This is a genomic window from Marinomonas spartinae (assembly GCF_900089775.1).
GTDB lineage: Bacteria > Pseudomonadota > Gammaproteobacteria > Pseudomonadales > Marinomonadaceae > Marinomonas > Marinomonas spartinae.
This window is the reverse complement of the sequence record NZ_FLOB01000006.1, coordinates 91901-108219: the sequence shown is the minus strand read 5'-3', so window position 1 is coordinate 108219 and position 16319 is coordinate 91901. Positions and strand designations below refer to the sequence as shown.

The 16319-nt window shown below is 43.8% G+C and carries 13 protein-coding genes and 1 pseudogene; 8 read left to right on the top strand and 6 right to left on the bottom strand.

What is annotated here, in order from left to right:
• Positions 1-58: 58 nt before the first annotated feature.
• Entirely contained in the window at positions 59-514 is a 456-nt protein-coding gene (locus MSP8886_RS13575) for a DUF3574 domain-containing protein (RefSeq protein WP_067017313.1), read from the bottom strand.
• 379 nt (positions 515-893) lie between these two features.
• Here MSP8886_RS13575 and MSP8886_RS13570 point away from each other — a divergent pair, with 379 nt between their 5' ends.
• The 3 genes from MSP8886_RS13570 to darG are packed head-to-tail and all read left to right on the top strand — an operon-like array spanning position 894 to position 3215.
• The gene (locus MSP8886_RS13570; RefSeq protein WP_067017312.1) at positions 894-1472 is read left to right on the top strand and encodes a DarT ssDNA thymidine ADP-ribosyltransferase family protein; all 579 of its coding nucleotides are present in this window, start codon (positions 894-896) and stop codon (positions 1470-1472) included.
• Entirely contained in the window at positions 1465-2118 is a 654-nt protein-coding gene (gene darT, locus MSP8886_RS13565) for a type II toxin-antitoxin system toxin DNA ADP-ribosyl transferase DarT (protein WP_067017311.1), read from the top strand. Before MSP8886_RS13570 ends, darT begins: the two co-directional genes overlap by 8 nt.
• Positions 2115-3215 carry a type II toxin-antitoxin system antitoxin DNA ADP-ribosyl glycohydrolase DarG gene (darG, locus tag MSP8886_RS13560; RefSeq protein WP_067017310.1) on the top strand — a complete coding sequence of 367 codons (1101 nt, stop codon included), beginning with the start codon at positions 2115-2117 and terminating at the stop codon, positions 3213-3215. The genes darT and darG overlap by 4 nt, the downstream gene beginning before the upstream one ends.
• 323 nt (positions 3216-3538) lie before the next feature.
• Here darG and MSP8886_RS13555 read toward each other — a convergent pair whose 3' ends face one another.
• From MSP8886_RS13555 to MSP8886_RS13540, 4 genes and pseudogenes are all read right to left on the bottom strand, one after another.
• The gene (locus MSP8886_RS13555) at positions 3539-5350 is read right to left on the bottom strand and encodes an ATP-binding protein (RefSeq protein ID WP_067017309.1); all 1812 of its coding nucleotides are present in this window, start codon (positions 5348-5350) and stop codon (positions 3539-3541) included.
• A gap of 38 nt (positions 5351-5388) precedes the next feature.
• On the bottom strand, positions 5389-6723 hold the full coding sequence (locus MSP8886_RS13550) for a DNA cytosine methyltransferase (RefSeq protein WP_217491349.1): 1335 nt from the start codon (positions 6721-6723) through the stop codon (positions 5389-5391).
• Position 6724: 1 nt separating this feature from the next.
• On the bottom strand, positions 6725-7147 hold the full coding sequence (locus MSP8886_RS13545; protein WP_067017308.1) for a hypothetical protein: 423 nt from the start codon (positions 7145-7147) through the stop codon (positions 6725-6727).
• Between the two features lie 275 nt (positions 7148-7422).
• Positions 7423-8781: pseudogene (locus tag MSP8886_RS13540) on the bottom strand (IS5 family transposase).
• 635 nt (positions 8782-9416) lie between these two features.
• Between MSP8886_RS13540 and MSP8886_RS13535 the strand changes: the two are divergent.
• From MSP8886_RS13535 to MSP8886_RS13525, 3 genes are all read left to right on the top strand, one after another.
• On the top strand, positions 9417-9674 hold the full coding sequence (locus MSP8886_RS13535; RefSeq protein ID WP_217491143.1) for a hypothetical protein: 258 nt from the start codon (positions 9417-9419) through the stop codon (positions 9672-9674).
• Between the two features lie 101 nt (positions 9675-9775).
• Positions 9776-10144: a hypothetical protein gene (locus MSP8886_RS13530; RefSeq protein ID WP_067017306.1), complete on the top strand. Its 369-nt coding sequence runs from the start codon at positions 9776-9778 to the stop codon at positions 10142-10144.
• A gap of 191 nt (positions 10145-10335) precedes the next feature.
• Positions 10336-11256 (top strand): DMT family transporter, encoded by a 921-nt coding sequence (locus tag MSP8886_RS13525; protein WP_067017305.1) that lies wholly within the window; start codon positions 10336-10338, stop codon positions 11254-11256.
• Between the two features lie 19 nt (positions 11257-11275).
• Here the strand turns inward: MSP8886_RS13525 and MSP8886_RS13520 are convergent, their stop codons facing one another.
• A complete protein-coding gene (locus tag MSP8886_RS13520) occupies positions 11276-12493 on the bottom strand; it encodes an ArsB/NhaD family transporter (RefSeq protein WP_067017304.1) in 1218 nt (405 codons plus the stop codon).
• Between the two features lie 359 nt (positions 12494-12852).
• Here MSP8886_RS13520 and cydD point away from each other — a divergent pair, with 359 nt between their 5' ends.
• Complete coding sequence (gene cydD / locus MSP8886_RS13515; RefSeq protein WP_067017300.1) at positions 12853-14625, top strand: thiol reductant ABC exporter subunit CydD; 1773 nt, start codon at positions 12853-12855, stop codon at positions 14623-14625.
• Entirely contained in the window at positions 14622-16301 is a 1680-nt protein-coding gene (gene cydC / locus MSP8886_RS13510) for a thiol reductant ABC exporter subunit CydC (protein WP_067017298.1), read from the top strand. The genes cydD and cydC overlap by 4 nt, the downstream gene beginning before the upstream one ends.
• Positions 16302-16319: the final 18 nt, after the last annotated feature.

Sequence of the window (16319 nt, the reverse complement as noted above, 5' to 3'; positions counted from 1 at the left end):
TAAGAGGACACTGAAACTGACTCAGCTCTAGAATAAACGTACCAAGTCAAGAACTCCGCTAGAAAGACACGCACTCAGGTGAATCCACACGCATCACAGACTCTTGCTGAAATTGCTTTCTGTACAAATTGCGCAGCGCTTCAATCTTCTTATTACTGGCTTTGTCATTGGTAGGGTAAATCAGCATCAGCGCACGACTGTCTTCTTTCGCCACCTTACCGTCATTTCCCAACCACTGGCCTTTCGCCGCAAACACCGTTAAACCATCACGAAAACGCGGTGTGACTTCTTTATCAACAAACCCTTGCCACTGAGCCTCAGTAACCACACCGCCCGCAGGACGACTCATACCAAAATACAAGGTTGTCTGCTGCATTTGATCGCCCACTGTACACGCCATAGTAGGAGCCGCAGACGCCTCCTTAGAACCCATCTGCGCACAGCCAGACATACCCAAAACCGCTACCGAGAAAACACCAACCACCACACTACGGCGAAAATAAGACTTCTGCATACTGTTTACCTTTTAGCCAAATACAAAGCGCCCGAAAACGCCAACAACGAAAATAAGAGACCTTACCGTTCCGTCGAAAAGCCCGCCCATTAAGAAATGAATTTGAGAAGCATTTTACTGTAAAGCGTACAAAACTTGCCAGCAATAAGGAAAACAGAGAAAGCCAATAGCAAGCTCCCTCACCCAAACACCACATCTTATCCAAAAATAAAAATGAAGCCTAAGAGCACTTTACGGTAGAATAAACAAAAGTTTGCCAGCATTAAGGAAGAGCATGACCTTAGAAAAGTCGTCATTACACTACGCCTCATTAGCCTGATAGATTTCAAGACCAAGACGTGATAGAAACCAATAAAATGTCGTTGAAAAGGATTTCAATATGTCAATTAAAGACCAAAAATTGCTGTACCATTTAACAAGCCTAGAAAATCTTGCATCCATTCTTACCCATGGATTATTACCCCGTAGCCAACTAAACAATTTTACCGATGTCGCAGACAGTGACATCGTTACAAAACGCCAAGCTCAAAAACTACAAGACTATGTACCTTTTCATTTTTTCAGCAAAAACCCTTTTGACTTAGCGGCTCAGCACACTTACAAGGACAAAACTTTTGTATTGATCGCGGTAAGACGAGATCATGCCAGTGCCAATAACTGGCAAATCATTCCACGTCACCCACTTGCAAACGAAGAGACAACACGACTCAATTACAGCCAAGGAATGGATTCCATCAACTGGGGTCTAATGAACCAAAGAAACTACAGTGATCATCATTGTAAAAGCGTCTGTATGGCAGAATGCCTTTCTCCAGAAGCGGTTCCAGCCAATCAATTTTTTAAAATTTTCACCCAAAACCAAACAGTAGATCAGCAAGTTCAAGAAATAATGAAATCTGTTAACATCACGGTCAGCACACAGATAAACGAGAATATGTTTGTAAAACATCATGACTAACCATTATCCAAACCTAAACCCTGAAAAAGCACTCATATGGAGAATCGTCCATAGAGACAACCTTGCTTGGATTTTGGATAATGGCCTTCATTGCGCTAGCTCACAAAAGCTCGCGGAGCATTATGAACCAATAGGCAATACAGACTTGATTCATAAGCGCACCCAGCGCAACGTACCTATCGAACCCTATGGTACGCTAAGTGATTATATTCCCTTCTATTTCACCCCCTTCTCTCCTATGATGTACAACATACACACAGGGCGCGGTGGCGTAAAAAAAAGAGCCAATGAGGAAATTGTCATTTTAGTGTCTTCAATACCAAAACTAATAGACTCAAAGGTGCCGTTTATTTTCACTGATCGTCATGCTTATACGGTGTTTGCAGAGTTTTTCAACACTTCAGACGAGCTAATCAAGCTAGACTGGCCTATTATTCAACAACGAAACTTTCAGCGTAACCAGGATGATCCTGCCCAAATAGAACGCTACCAAGCAGAAGCCTTGGTTTACCAACACTGCCCGATTACCAGTTTACTCGGCATTGTTTGCTATACTGACGAAATGAAACAACAGCTTGAACAAATAGTAAGAGAAAAATCTTTAGCTATTGATGTTCGAAAAATGACACAGTGGTACTTTCAATGATTCATTACACACAAGGCAACTTACTGGAAGCGGATGTCGAGGCCCTTGTTAATACAGTCAATACCGTTGGTGTAATGGGAAAAGGCATCGCGCTTATGTTTAAAGAGCGCTTTCCCCAAAATACACAAGATTATTCAAAAGCTTGTAAGGCGAAACAGGTAGAAACAGGCCGTATGTTCGTCACTCAAACGGATGAACTCGTGGGCCCCAAGTGGATCGTTAATTTCCCGACGAAGCGCCATTGGCGTAATCCATCTAAACTAGAATGGATTACAGAAGGCCTAGTCGATTTAAAGCAATTCATCCTTGATAAACGCCTAAATTCCATTGCCATTCCTGCTTTGGGTGCGGGTAATGGCAAGCTTAACTGGGAAAGCGTAAAACCTGAAATTGAGCGCATTCTCGGTGACCTAGAATCTGTCAATATTTTAGTTTTCGAACCAACACAGCACTATCAAAATGTTGCCAAACAAAAAGGCCACACAAAACTCACCCCTGCCAGAGCCATGATTGCAGAATTAATTCGTCAATACTGGGTGATGGGAATGGAATGCACCTTGCTGGAAGTCCAGAAGCTGGCTTGGTTCTTAGAACGCTCGATTGAAAAACGCAACGGACCGAATAAAGCCGATAACCCCCTAGACCTTAGATTCGAAGCGAACTTATATGGCCCATACGCAGATAGGCTCAGACACTTAATCGATCACTTGGATGGCACTTACCTGCATTGCAACAAGCGCATTAATGATGCAGAACCACTCGACGTCATTTGGTTTGAGGACTCAAAACAGAGTCAGCTGAACGAGTACTTAAACAGCGCGGAAATGCAACCCTATCGGCCATCACTACAGGACACAATACAACTGATAGACGGTTTTGAGACGCCTTATGGCATGGAGCTACTATCGACAATTGATTGGCTTATTAGCAAAGAAAACATTGAGCCGGATCTACAAAAAATCATTCAAGGTATTCAGCACTGGCCTGCTGGCGAGACAAGCGCAAAACGCAAAGCCAATTTGTTTGATGAACGTTCGATTAACATTGCCTTGACTCGTTTAAAAAGTGCCTATCAGGCACCTCACCAAAGCACGTAGATAATCATTAAAATGCCGTGATATACAGCAACATTATAGTTTGATACGAAAGTGACACTTTAAGGAGGTTTGAGAGAGGTAAAGTCTGATACTTTTCAGCTCTCCCACTCTCAATTCTCTGACATTAAAGTTTGATCTTTTTACTGCGGGGGTATTAATTTTCAGCTATTATCAGACCATGATCTAAATCCAATAGCTTAATGTCTTCATCTTTAAGCTTATGCATCTTACAACAGTTACTTGGTTAACTTGTTTAGTGTAAGACTGTAAATTGTTCCACTACTTTATAGTGCACAGCACCCAAAAAGTGGAGTGCTGTGCAGTTAATTATTTTTTTGAATATATTTTTCAATAAGATGAATTATGAAAGGTTCAAGTATGATGAAGGCTGGTTTTAAGTCCATAGCTGAGTAATTCCAAAAAATTCCAGAATGCTTAGTGCAATTCCCTCGTGTTGATATGTCACCGACAACTTTTCTCAATTCACCCTTAACTTTCTTATCTGTAGAATATTCATTTATTTTAGTCCCTAAAAAATCGTCAAAAGAGGTGCTAGAGTTCCGCCCAATCAAGGCCGTAAGCATTTCGAGAAATGACCAAGCACCAATGTACATAAGAACCGAGTGTTGTTTCAGTGAAAGCCTACATAAAGAGTCATATAAATGGCACGCCTTATCACCATTTAACTGCGCTAAGTACGCATTTAATACATCTGAATAATCAATTTTATTTTCTTCCTTTACTTCAAACGGAAAAGCGGTTCCAGATGCAGCTCCATCGATACAGGTATCATCTTCAACTTGATTTTTAGGGGCTTCAATCGATTCGGTTTTATCCTCTGAATTTGAAGGAAGTGGTTTATTTGTCTCAGGGTTCTCAGACGGTTCCGAGGCTGGGCTAGCGTTTTCCTCAAGTTTCGATTTACTCAGCCCGCCACCGAGTATTTCTTCATCTAACTCATTAATACTTAGCGCAGACATTCGCTCTTTAGCTTGTTGCAGAAGATTCTTTTCGGTTGCTGGAAGGTTTTTGACACGAAATTTATCTGCTTGATATACTAAATTCACTAAATAGTTTGTATTTATCCTCTGATGAATTTCCTCGTAAAGACCCTTGAGATTTTCATTAAAGTTAGTTTTCATGAAATCAACAGGAAATGAATCGAGGTTTAGTTCACCGTATATCCTCTGAGCAGTAAACTTATTTTTAGATTTCAAAAGTGAATCAGGATAATTTGGCGAAATTGACGTTCCTTCTATCACGCGGTTATTTCTAAGCAACCTAATGCCTGGTTGACCATATTTACCTATCTTTCGTATTGATATAAATCCTTGTACTCTGCGCCCTTCGTATGTGAAATCTAGTTTTAATAGCCATTTAATAAGAGCTTCTGAATCAATTAAACCTTGGCCATTTACTCGAGGATATTCCAAAATAATAGGTGTTGAAGTTTCTAAACGCTTTGGATTCGGCTTTAAAAGTACATCATCATAATAGAACTCAATAGTAGTGAAGTTGCTAAACTTGTAAAATGTTTCTTCTAAAAATGGGATTATTGTATCCTGATAGTGTTCAGCTGTTTCGTTTCGAATATGATTTCTTAATACAATCTCAGTGTAATGTTCATTCACACCAGCTGCTGAGGGGATTACATCGGCTTCTGTTTGATTATTTTCTAATAACTCATCAAGGTTAAAGCTAAAATCTAGCTTTTCATTCACACCTATAGCGGAAGTTCTAATGGACCAATTATCCGAGAACCATATCGCCGAGCTTTTCATCCCAATACCGTAAACACTTAAGCTATCCGAAGAGTGAACAGTACCCAAGTCAACACCCAACTTAAGGGCCCTATCCATGTCTTCGCTAAGGATGCCGCCAGCATTGTCTTTAATAACAATCTGCTTTTTTGCGGTTGATATATAGATTGTAACCTTTAGTTTGGGAGATGACTCTCCGTGGTGCTCCCCTATATCAGCCTTTTTATCCAGAAATGATTGAATTGAGTTATCAATTAATTCCGCATAGGCGGTTTCTAAATTGTAATTAAGGTGTTGTAGGATTTTATATATTCTCATTTCGGGCGACACATCAACTTTGAAGGTTTTATCCGCCCGTTTGTCATCTCGACTCATTAAATATCCTTTTTAAAAATGTTAATAATCTGTTTTCTCTATGCAGTTTTCCATACTTTCAGGTTGTTTGCAATTAACTCAATAACCTTGGCATTTACCGCGTTACCCAACGCCTTAAAGGCACCAACAATTGTTTCCGGAAGGTTGGGGAGTTCATGTAGGTTTTGCAATTTGGCCGCTTCGTGCGCCGACATATACCGACTTTGCGAAGGTATTATGGGTATTTGCGTTGGTGTCATGGATATTAAAGATGGGGCAACATGAGGCTTTAGAATACGAATGCCTGAGGCTCGGAACTGCACAACATGCTCATAGATATCCATTGTGGTATGTATTCCACGCCATTCTAAGATTTGCCAGCTATTGTAATTTTTGTCTATCTTTTCAGCCCACGCATCGCAAATATACTTTTTTGCCTGGTAGAGATCACGAGAAAACTCAACAGACTCTAATAACCAATTCGACACAGCCCGGTTTTTTCTGGTGTAGCTTGGCATCAAGGCCATCACCTCTTCCCATGAAACACATTGAGAAAGATCTGAACCATAAGCCCCCTTATACTGCTTGATTTCTTTTAAACTGAGGGCATCAAAATTAAGGGGATAAGTTGCACCAAATTCAGGGGCAACTATCGAAGTACAAACCAAGCGGTCCAATGCAAGTTGATTCAGAAGGGATTGCCAATGCTTTAATAAATCGACCTTCGCGGGCTCCAGCTTCTTGTGCTCTAAGTTTTCGTCCAAGATATCTAGCAATGACGTTTTAGCTAGTCCGGTTATTTCAGGCCATTCGAATGAACCGACATCAAGATCATTTCGTATAGCGACGATAAAGACGCGTTTGCGATTCTGAGGGATACCAATATCCACGGGGGAAATCACCTTGTGGTGGATGGTGTAGCCAATTTCTGAGAAAGAAGACGTGAGGTATGCCCAAAAGCTCCCCTCTGCAATAGTCAGTACATTGGGAACATTCTCAAGCACCACAAACTTTGGTGTGTGGTGCTTGGCAATACGGATGACGTGGTCAATAAGTCGACCTGACGCAGGGCATTCAGCACCCTTTTTCTTCCCTGCCAGCGAGAACGGCTGGCACGGGAAACCCGCACACATTACATCATGTTCTGGGATCTCAGCTTCATTTACCTTGGTGATATCGCCATGGGGTTCTATACCGTAATTTTCTTTGTATAGGGTCCGCAAGTGAGGTTCAATCTCACAAGCAAACACACACTCATAGCCGCTGTTTGCAAATCCGGTGTGAAAACCACCCAACCCTGCAAAGAGGTCAATAAACTTCATCGGTTCCGAGTTTCGTGAAGAGAAAAATTCGGTTTTTATTTCATTTACAGCAAGGGGTCCCACACTATGCATATTACACTCCTTGTACTGACACAATATCAGCAATGCTACGTAAAATTATCTTAACTTTTTTTTCAAGATCAGGGCGCTTTCTCACAATTTTTTCGACGTTTTCAAACTCTTTTTTAAGCTGTCCGAATGGGACTTCTACTTGATCCATATTTATCATTTTCTTGTCAGTCTCATACGGATTAACATCGAGTAATTCGCATAAATCTAAGACACGTCGACTCACTACCTTAAATCCACCGTTCTTGGCGCGACTGATGAAATCTTTATTCATTGGCAACTTCTTACCTTTCGCGATCTCAGCATCGTATCGACTATCAAACGCTTCTACACACTCAGACAGCGTAAGCCCTTTATATTCAAGGGCTATTTCAATATCAGCACTTATCTGGCTACAAGAGCGATATTTAAATTGATTTTTTTTCACTTTAAAATTCTCAATATAATGATAATTATTAACTAATATTTATCATTATATTGATAAAGTCAAGATTATTTTTAAACAAGAAACGTTATTAACTAATAGCTTTACATTTTCGTGTGGTAATTCCCTCGAAATTAGCAGCAGCCAAGGGTAGAATTTTCTCGTAACCTAAACGCAGGAGGTTCTGCATGAAAAGTCACGATATTCCGATAGCCAGATCATGGCGATTTTGAAATAAGCAGAAGTAGAAAAGTTAATCGACCCTGAATAATGGCGTTTCAGGCAAGAAGCGCCATGCTATTTTTAGGTCTTTCCGTTGGAAAAATTATTTTCAGCCATAATCGTCTTAAAAATGGCCCAATATATGGGGCGCAATAAAGCCACTTCAGTAGCTTACGTAGGTTCTGGCCACAGGCGCTTAAGATCACGTTCATCGCATCGCCTAGTATGCTTTTTAAGAAGCATCGTCTGAGTTTTCCATCGGATTTGAGATGCCCGATGATGGGTTCTACACTGTTTCGTCTCCCCATCCAGCGCTTCTCTTTCTTGGGCACACCACGTTTTTGACCTGTAACCAAGACTTTAATGTCTTCCACGCCCGACCCTTTATATCCTCGGTCAACAAAACAGGTTTCCGGTTTTTTTCCTGTCAGGGTTTCCACTTGTTGAAGTTGATCTTTCAAGGTATGGCCATCATAAGGATTACCTGGATAGATTCTTGCTTGCGCCCACAATGAAGGACTCTTTTGCCGTAACCGCGATGCTGGCTTTCACACCAAACTCATAGCGTTTATGCGCTTTGCCTGTGGAGATACAGTCCACATTGGATTCATGCAGGCTGTAGAGTTTGTTTTTACTCTGACGCGTTTGTTTTAGTAATCGATAAGCTTGGTTGAGAGTGTCTTCTTGCTTTTGGGTAAGTGTTAATCCTTGTCGCTTTACTTGCCGATCAATGTCCCGCAATACCCGCCCTAAGAAGCCTTTGACTTGCTTAATCGCCTTTCTCATTCGTTTGTATTGTTTGGCATGCCCATAGCGTCCAATCTTTGGTATTAACTCATGGCAGGCTTTGTCATAGGTTTGTCTTAGCGTGATAGCGAGGTCTTTTGCCACTTGAGTGAGTTGCTGTCGTGCCTTGTTGTAGAGTTTGGCACCGGTTGGGAAGGTGATGTTTTTTTCTTGTACCGTGGTATCAACAATCACACGCTTTAGACTCGCAGACTTGATCACTTTCAGCTTTAGTCCTGCTTGTATCGTCTGAGTAAGCAGCCATTCACATCCTTCTTCTCCTAAACGTTTGCGCCATTTAACAAGACTGGTTGGATGGCACGGGAAGTCATGTTGAAAAAAGTTTCGCCGCAAAAGTATTGGTAGTAAGGCGATTCAAGCCATTGCTCTAAGACCATTTCATCAGACAAATTATACAAATGCTGTAAATACAGTAGCCCTACCATCAAGCGAGTCGGCAGAGCCGCTGCGCCAACTGTCGCGAAATGCGTCCCCAATTCGGTATCCAACCGATCCCAATCCAGCACTTTAGCCAACCGAACGAGTGCATGGTTGGGGTTAATAATATCGATTAGCTGAGGCCGGAATAAATCCTTCTGCGGATCTTGCTTTGTTTGACGAGGCTTCATAAAAACTCACTGATTCTGCAACTTTTTAGGGCTAAAGCGCCATTATTGGCGAGATTTTAGCCCTTAGCATTATACAAAATACATTATATTTCAATGGGTTGAGAATTATTCAGGGATGACTAGGTATTTGGGGCACTTTCCTTTGGTTTGGAATCATTATTTATTTAAAACAAAAATGGCTCTCTGAACTAGAAGATATCCTTGATGATGGGGTGCGTTTTTACAGTTTAAATATCTTTCTAGCCGGACAAGGTGTTCTCCAATATGCCACGGTGTTTAGTAGTCGATTTCACGCCAAACGCTTCGGCATGTTGGAAAAAAGGGAAAAGGTACCTAAACATATCCAACGATGGTTTATTTTCGCTATGTGGTGGTTCGTTGTATGTTGCATTCTCGCGTTTGGCTCTGCTGCGGTTTTACAGATTAACTCTTAAAATTGTCGCCTATCTACTTTCCCTCACTCTTGTTAGTCATAAATTAGGTGATGTGGTTGGCCGCTATACCAATTTTATTAGGGATTAATAATCAATATGGAAACAAAAATAGCAATAGGCATTATGGCTTTCTGTGGAATAGCTAGCTTCTTGGGATTGTTTTTCTGGGTAGGCATAGTTATATATCTTAAGAAAAAATGGATGGCACAGTTAGAAGACACACTTGATAATGGCACCCGATTTTACAGCAGTTTGGGGCTGTTTTTTGCTGGGCAAGGTGTTCTGCAATACGCTACGGTGTTCCTATGGCGCTTTCACGCCAAACGCTTTGGCATGTTGGAGAAAAGAGATAAGGTGTCTAAACACATCCAACGCTGGTTTATTTTCGCCTTTTGGGAGTTCATGCTGAGTTTTGCTTTGTTTGTTGTTGCAGGCATATTAGTGCAAATTTATGCGTAACTAACTTTCATCCGACTTTGCTAACAAGCAAACCTACTTTCCCACTATAAAACCTGTGGCGTAGACGCTCGCCCCCTGCATCCACTTAGGTGTTAAATTACATGATATTAGACGATCACACAGTTAAAGGTATAATTTTTGGATCTGGTGCCTTAGGTGGTTTAGTTTTCATTATTTGGCTTGGAATCGTCATTTATTTAAAGAAAAAATGGCTCTCTGAACTTGAAGATATATTGGATAATGGCTGTCGCACTTTCAGCGGTTTAGGCTTATTCTTTGCTGGGCAAGGCGTTCTTCGATACGCCACGGTGTTCCTATGGCGATTTCACGCTAAACGCTTTGGCATGTTGGAAAAAAGGGAAAAGGTACCTAAACATATCCAACGATGGTTTATCTTGGCTTTTTTCTGGTTTATGACAAGCGTCCTTCTCTTTTTTGGATCGGCTGCGGTTTTGCAGATTTACTCTTAAGCTTATTAGTTTGCGCCTTTGGAGCACCACTCCAATACGCGGAGGTCAGTGTCTCAATCACCCAAAATCACACTAGTCATTGAAAAATCCAACGGTGAATGATCAGTTTCTGCTTTCTTCCCTAGGCCAGCATGGGTATGCTGGTAAGCAAAAATAAATTGGGATCCGCTGTACCACTTTAAGGATTGATAATGACCGCTTTGTTGAGCTTCTTCACTACCCGCATTCACTCCAATGCCTATATCTTACTGATTTTATGCACTCTGTTTTGGGGTGGGAATACCATTGCAGGCCGTCTGGCGATTGCTCAGGTCTCACCTCTGTCCGTGGTGTCTCTACGCTGGCTGATTGTGAGTGCCGTGATGTGGTTATTTTATGGTCGTCAAGTACGTCAGGAATGGCACATAATACGTCCCCATTTGTTGAAAATGATACTGATGGCGACCTTGGGCTTCACCTGCTTTAACTCCCTGTTTTACATTGCCGCTTACCAGACCACCGCCATTAATATTGGGATCATTCAAGGCAGTGTGCCAGTATTGGTCCTGCTCGGAGCCATGTTGCTGTTTCGGGAAAAAGTCCATCTTTTGCAGGCAATTGGCATTATTCTCACCTTACTGGGGGTGACGCTAGTGGCCACCCAAGGCCACCTGACCAAGCTGCTAGAGCTGTCCATTAATCCGGGGGACGGCTATATATTGATAGCCTGTGTTTGCTATGCCGTCTACACTCTGGCCCTACGTAGTAAACCAAACGTCTCCGCCATGGTGTTCTTTACGGTTCTGTCCAGTATTGGTGCGATCACGGCGCTGCCCGCGTTGGTCTATGAAATAGCCACTGGAGCAGCTTACTGGCCTACTCCGAAAGGCTGGCTGATTGTGTTGTATATTTCGTTCTTTCCCTCTCTGATTTCTCAGGTATTTTTTATGCGTGGAGTGGAGTTGATCGGCCCCGCCAGAGCCGGAGTGTTTATTAATTTTGTGCCAATTTTCGCCCCTATTTTAGCAGTACTGCTGCTACACGAAACCTTCCATTTTTACCATGCTATCGCCTTGACCATGGTGTTGGCAGGAATCTGGCTGTCGGAACGCAAAAAAGGAACAACCAAATAAACTTATCGAGACTTTAAATTTACATTGATAGCATCACCCAGATACCTGCCAATACAAAGCTTATCAGGGTAACGGGCACACCAATGCGGGCAAACTCGCCAAAGCCAATATGAATATCATGGGCTTTGGCTTGCTCGATCACAATAATATTGGCCACACTGCCGACGATCAGTAAATTACCCGCTAGAGTACTGAAAATAGCCAGACTGTAGAGCAGATGATCCGGCCAATGCCCCATGGGCAATAGCAACATGACCCAAGGCACGTTACCTATGGTATTGCTTCCCAGCAGGGACAGGCCCGCCAGCACGGCGGTATGATCAATATTCATCACCCTTAACAGATGTTGAAAGTCGCCGGCTAGCGCCGGTGCATTGGCCAAGGCACCGGTAACGATAAACAGACAAGTAAAAAGCGCCAGTAACTGCCAGTCCACCTGTTGCAATAGGCGCTCGGTACCAAGTTTTCGGTTAAGCAGTAACAACGCCACAATCAGCAAGGACCAGCTGCCCCTATCTTCTACGAAAATAAAAATCGCAATGAGCGCTATGGTCGCCAAAACGGCTTTCAGCAACAGCCGTGGCTTAAGCTGACATGGCTGAGACGATTTGCTCCCCCTTGGTGCAATCGCGTGATTGGCATCCATGAACTTAGAACGGCCGATCACCAGATACACCACCCCCATGGCTAGCACGGCCGGTACAATACAGCGTCCTACGAAGGTCAGAAAATGCAGATCCCCCACATGGGCGATCAGCAGATTCTGCGGATTACCAATCATGGTAGCCACCGAGCCGGCGTTGGCAGCACAGGCTAGAGCGATTAAATAGGGTTTGGGGTCCAACCCCCTTTCCAATAGGCCTCGGATCAGCACTGGCGTGGTGGCCCACACCACAACATCATTCGTCATTAAGGCGGACAACACACCAGCGATGCCAATGACCACACCTAATAGAGAGCGGGATGATAAAGGCATATGAGTGATTCGATCGGCTACCCAGTCAAAGAAGCCACTGGCGGCGTACTGACCTGACAATACCATCAGGGTAAGCAACACTGCTAAGGTAGAAAAGTCGATCGATTGAATGGCCTGGGAGCCGGATAAGGCCTGTGTCACCATCAACACCACGGCGCCTATCATAGCAACACCCGTACGGTTAATAGCAAAACCTGGCCAGCGGCCCAAGGCCATACCAAGGTAAACGGCAACAAATACAGCGATAATCAGGCCATTCATTGGCGGTTCCTTAATAAGAGCTTTGGCTAGATAATAGATTTTGGGTGAGCATATCACGGGCCAAGGCCCCCCTGATACTAGACGCCTTAGTGATATTAGAGGTTGGCTTATAATTTAGAGGGCGGTCTTTGCTTGACAAGCCACTCCTCAATATCCACAGTGGATAAACCAACCCACACCTCATCTCGATCCCGTTAAATTGGTGAAGCCTTTATTAAATATTCACAAAACATTCGTGAAACATTCGTTAAACATTCGGTAAATATTCGTAAACAACTCTATCCTTATGATTCTTTTACAAAATTGGAGTATTTTATAGACCTCTTCACAAATAATCCGAGCATGAAGGATATTGATACATGGCCAACCCCATCCCCTTACGAGATAGAAAACACACTCTCGAACTGGATCGTTGGCTCAAAAATCAGGCTAAAGCCGTAAAAAGTCCGCTCAATATCGCTATCACGCTGGGTAGTGTTAATGGCTTTTTCTTAATCGCTCAATGCTGGCTGTTAGCCCATGTACTGAACGCCACCGCCATTGAACACCAACCTATTATGGCCGTTTGGCCCTATTTAGCTGGGATTGTCGGGGTATTTCTTGTTCGCGCTATTCTCAATTACGGCAATCAACGATTCACTTTTGAAGCGGCCGCTCGGCTGCGTACGGATCTAAGGGCCAAGCTCTTTAACCATATTCATCATTTAGGGCCAGCATGGAGCCGAGAACAGCGCTCTGGTGCTCGTGCAACCGAGTTGGTGGATGGTGTCGAGGAACTAGAAAAGTACTTCAGCCTATATTTGCCACAAAAGCAGCTGGCTATCATTATTCCTGTGGCTATTTTAGTGTTTGTCTTTCCATTTGACTGGGTCTCTGGGCTTATTTTGGCCATTACTGCTCCCTTGTTACCCATCTTTATGATCATCATAGGAAGTCAGACAGAAAAGCTGAATCGCCAACAATGGCGTAGCCTAACACGTATGGGCGCCCACTTTTTTGATATGATTGAAGGCCTAACCACACTCAAATTATTCAACGCGGCTCAAAAAGAAGCCCGCTTTATTGGTCAAATAGCCGAAGATTATCGTCTACAGACCATGAAGGTGTTACGCATTGCGTTTCTTTCTTCCATGGTGTTGGAGTTCTTTGCCGCCATTAGTATTGCCATGGTCGCCGTGTATGTTGGTTTCCGCTTGATGTATGGCGATATTCATTACCTTAATGGTATTTTTGTCCTATTACTTGCGCCCGAGTTTTACTTGCCTTTACGTAGTATGGGCACTCAGTTTCATGCTCGAATGGATGCATTAGGTGCCATTGAACCCATTATCGAGCTTCTGAATACTCAAGCCCCTACTGAGCATAATGGTAAACTTGAGCTGTGCCTGCAACAGGCACCGAATATTACCCTTTCCAATCTGGTTTTTGCGTATCCAAAACGAGATCCTGTTCTTTGCGGTGTCAACCTTACCCTACCTGCAGGAAGTCGCACAGCGATTATTGGCGTGAGCGGCGCGGGGAAATCCACCTTAGGACAATTGCTGCTGGGCTTTTTGAATCCGACGCAAGGTGACATTATGGTTGATGAAACCCCCTTAGCACACATTGCCCCAAGCAGCTGGTATCAGCATGTATCGTGGTTACCGCAAAACCCTACTTTATTCCATGGCACCATTGAAGAAAATATTGCCCTGTCACCTCGTTTAGAAGGTCACGAGGCCGCATTAAAGCAGGCGGCTGAGAATGCACACGCATTGGACTTTATTAACCGCCTTCCGCAAGGCTTTCAGACCATTGTAGGAGACCGTGGACAAGGGCTATCTGGTGGTGAAATCCAACGCATTGCCTTGGCTCGTGCGTTTTACAAAGATGCGCCCGTCGTACTGCTTGATGAGCCTTCAGCCAGTTTGGACCCTCATAGTGAACAACTGATTACCGCTGCCATCGCAAGGCTAGCGGTTGGCCGTACCCTACTCACCATTGCCCATCGGCTGACCACCATTGAGCAGAGTGATCAAATTGTGGTGTTGGACAGTGGAAAAATCATCGAACAAGGATCGCACGATGCATTAATGGCGTTAAATGGAGCTTACACAGAGCGCTATAACCAGTATCGCAAGGCCGGATTATGAAGCGTAAACGCAATAATAGAGAGCTCCGCTGGCTTATTAACATCAGCCGTCCCTACCTTGGTTGGATGATGGCTGGGGTTTTTCTCGCCACCACGGTGATTCTTGCCAATGTTGCCTTGCTTTCGGTATCTGGCTGGTTTATTACCGCCATGGCAATTAGTGGCTTGACGGGAGCCGCTATCAATTATTTTACTCCCGCCGCCGCCATTCGCGGGTTAGCGATTTTACGAACTGCGGGGAGATACCTTGAACGATTAATTACCCATGAAGCAACCTTTCGCTTGCTTGCAGGGTTACGCCAATGGTTTTTTGAAAAACTGGAACCTTTAGCGCCAGCACGACTTCAGTATTATCAAGGAGGCGATTTACTAAGCCGCATACGCGCCGACATTGATAGTTTAGAAAATGCCTACTTACGCTTATTCACCCCCTCTTTAGCGGCTCTGCTTGCTAGTATTTTAATGGTCATTTTCCTTTTATTTTGGAACCCTGCTATCGCTTTAACCAACCTAGTGGGGTTATTGATTGTTGGCATTGCGCTACCTTGGGCTGCCCTGCATTTAGGAGCAAACAGTGGTCAGAGAATTGTTGAAGCAAGATCTGTGTTGCGACAACGCGTCAGTGAAACCGTACGAGGCTTGGCCGAAATAACGCTCTATGGCGACAGCCAACAACGGATCGACAGTATTCAACAAGAGAACAAGGAGCTGGTTGCGCCTCAAAGGCAACAAAACCGCATTAATGCCAGCAGCACCTCTTTGAACGGACTATTCAGTCAATTAACTTGGCTAGCAATGATCGTCATTGCCATTCCCTTGGTACAAAGTGGTCAGCTGGATGGTCCAGAACTCGTTATGCTGGCTTTTTTTGGTATGGCCAGCTTTGAAGCAGTTACCACTTTGCCCGCCGCTTTCCTTGCCTTAGGCGAAACGCGAAGTGCCGCACGGCGCATTTTGGATCTAGTCGATGCAGAGCCTGCGGTTAGCGATCCTATTGAGCCTTGTGCAGCCCCTGAACAATTTGACATACAGTTTGATGCTGTCTGTTTCCGCTATCCGCAAAACACGCAACCCGCCCTTCAAGAAGTCAGTTTCCGCTTAAAACAAGGAGAAAAGCTGGCGATTCAAGGAGCAAGTGGTTCAGGTAAAACCAGCTTGACACAGTTATTACTGAAATTTTGGGCCGCCGATAGTGGACAAATCTCCATCGGTGAAGCGAACCTAGAAAATTTAACGGGCGACACGGTCCGCAAACTCTGCTCCGTCGTGTCTCAGCAAGTTCATTTATTCAATACCACTCTGGCAGCGAATTTATACCTTGCTAAACCCAATGCCACCCATGATGAGCTGGTTGAGGCTTGTCGTGCCGCAGCGATTCTTGACGATATTCTGACTTTACCCGAAGGGTTTGATACCGAAGTGGGTGAAGCCGCCACTCGCTTATCAGGTGGACAAATCAGGCGTATCGGCATTGCTAGAGCCCTTCTTAAGGACGCTCCTATTGTCATCTTGGATGAACCCACAGAAGGTCTAGATGCCGCAACAGAACAGCAAGTAACACAAGCGTTAGCGAGATTATTACAAGGCCGTACAGCCATCATTATTACTCACCGACCGCAGCTACTGACACTCGCCGATCATCGTTTGATGATGGATAACGGGCGCATCATGTCTTAATTGTGCTTTTTAATATTG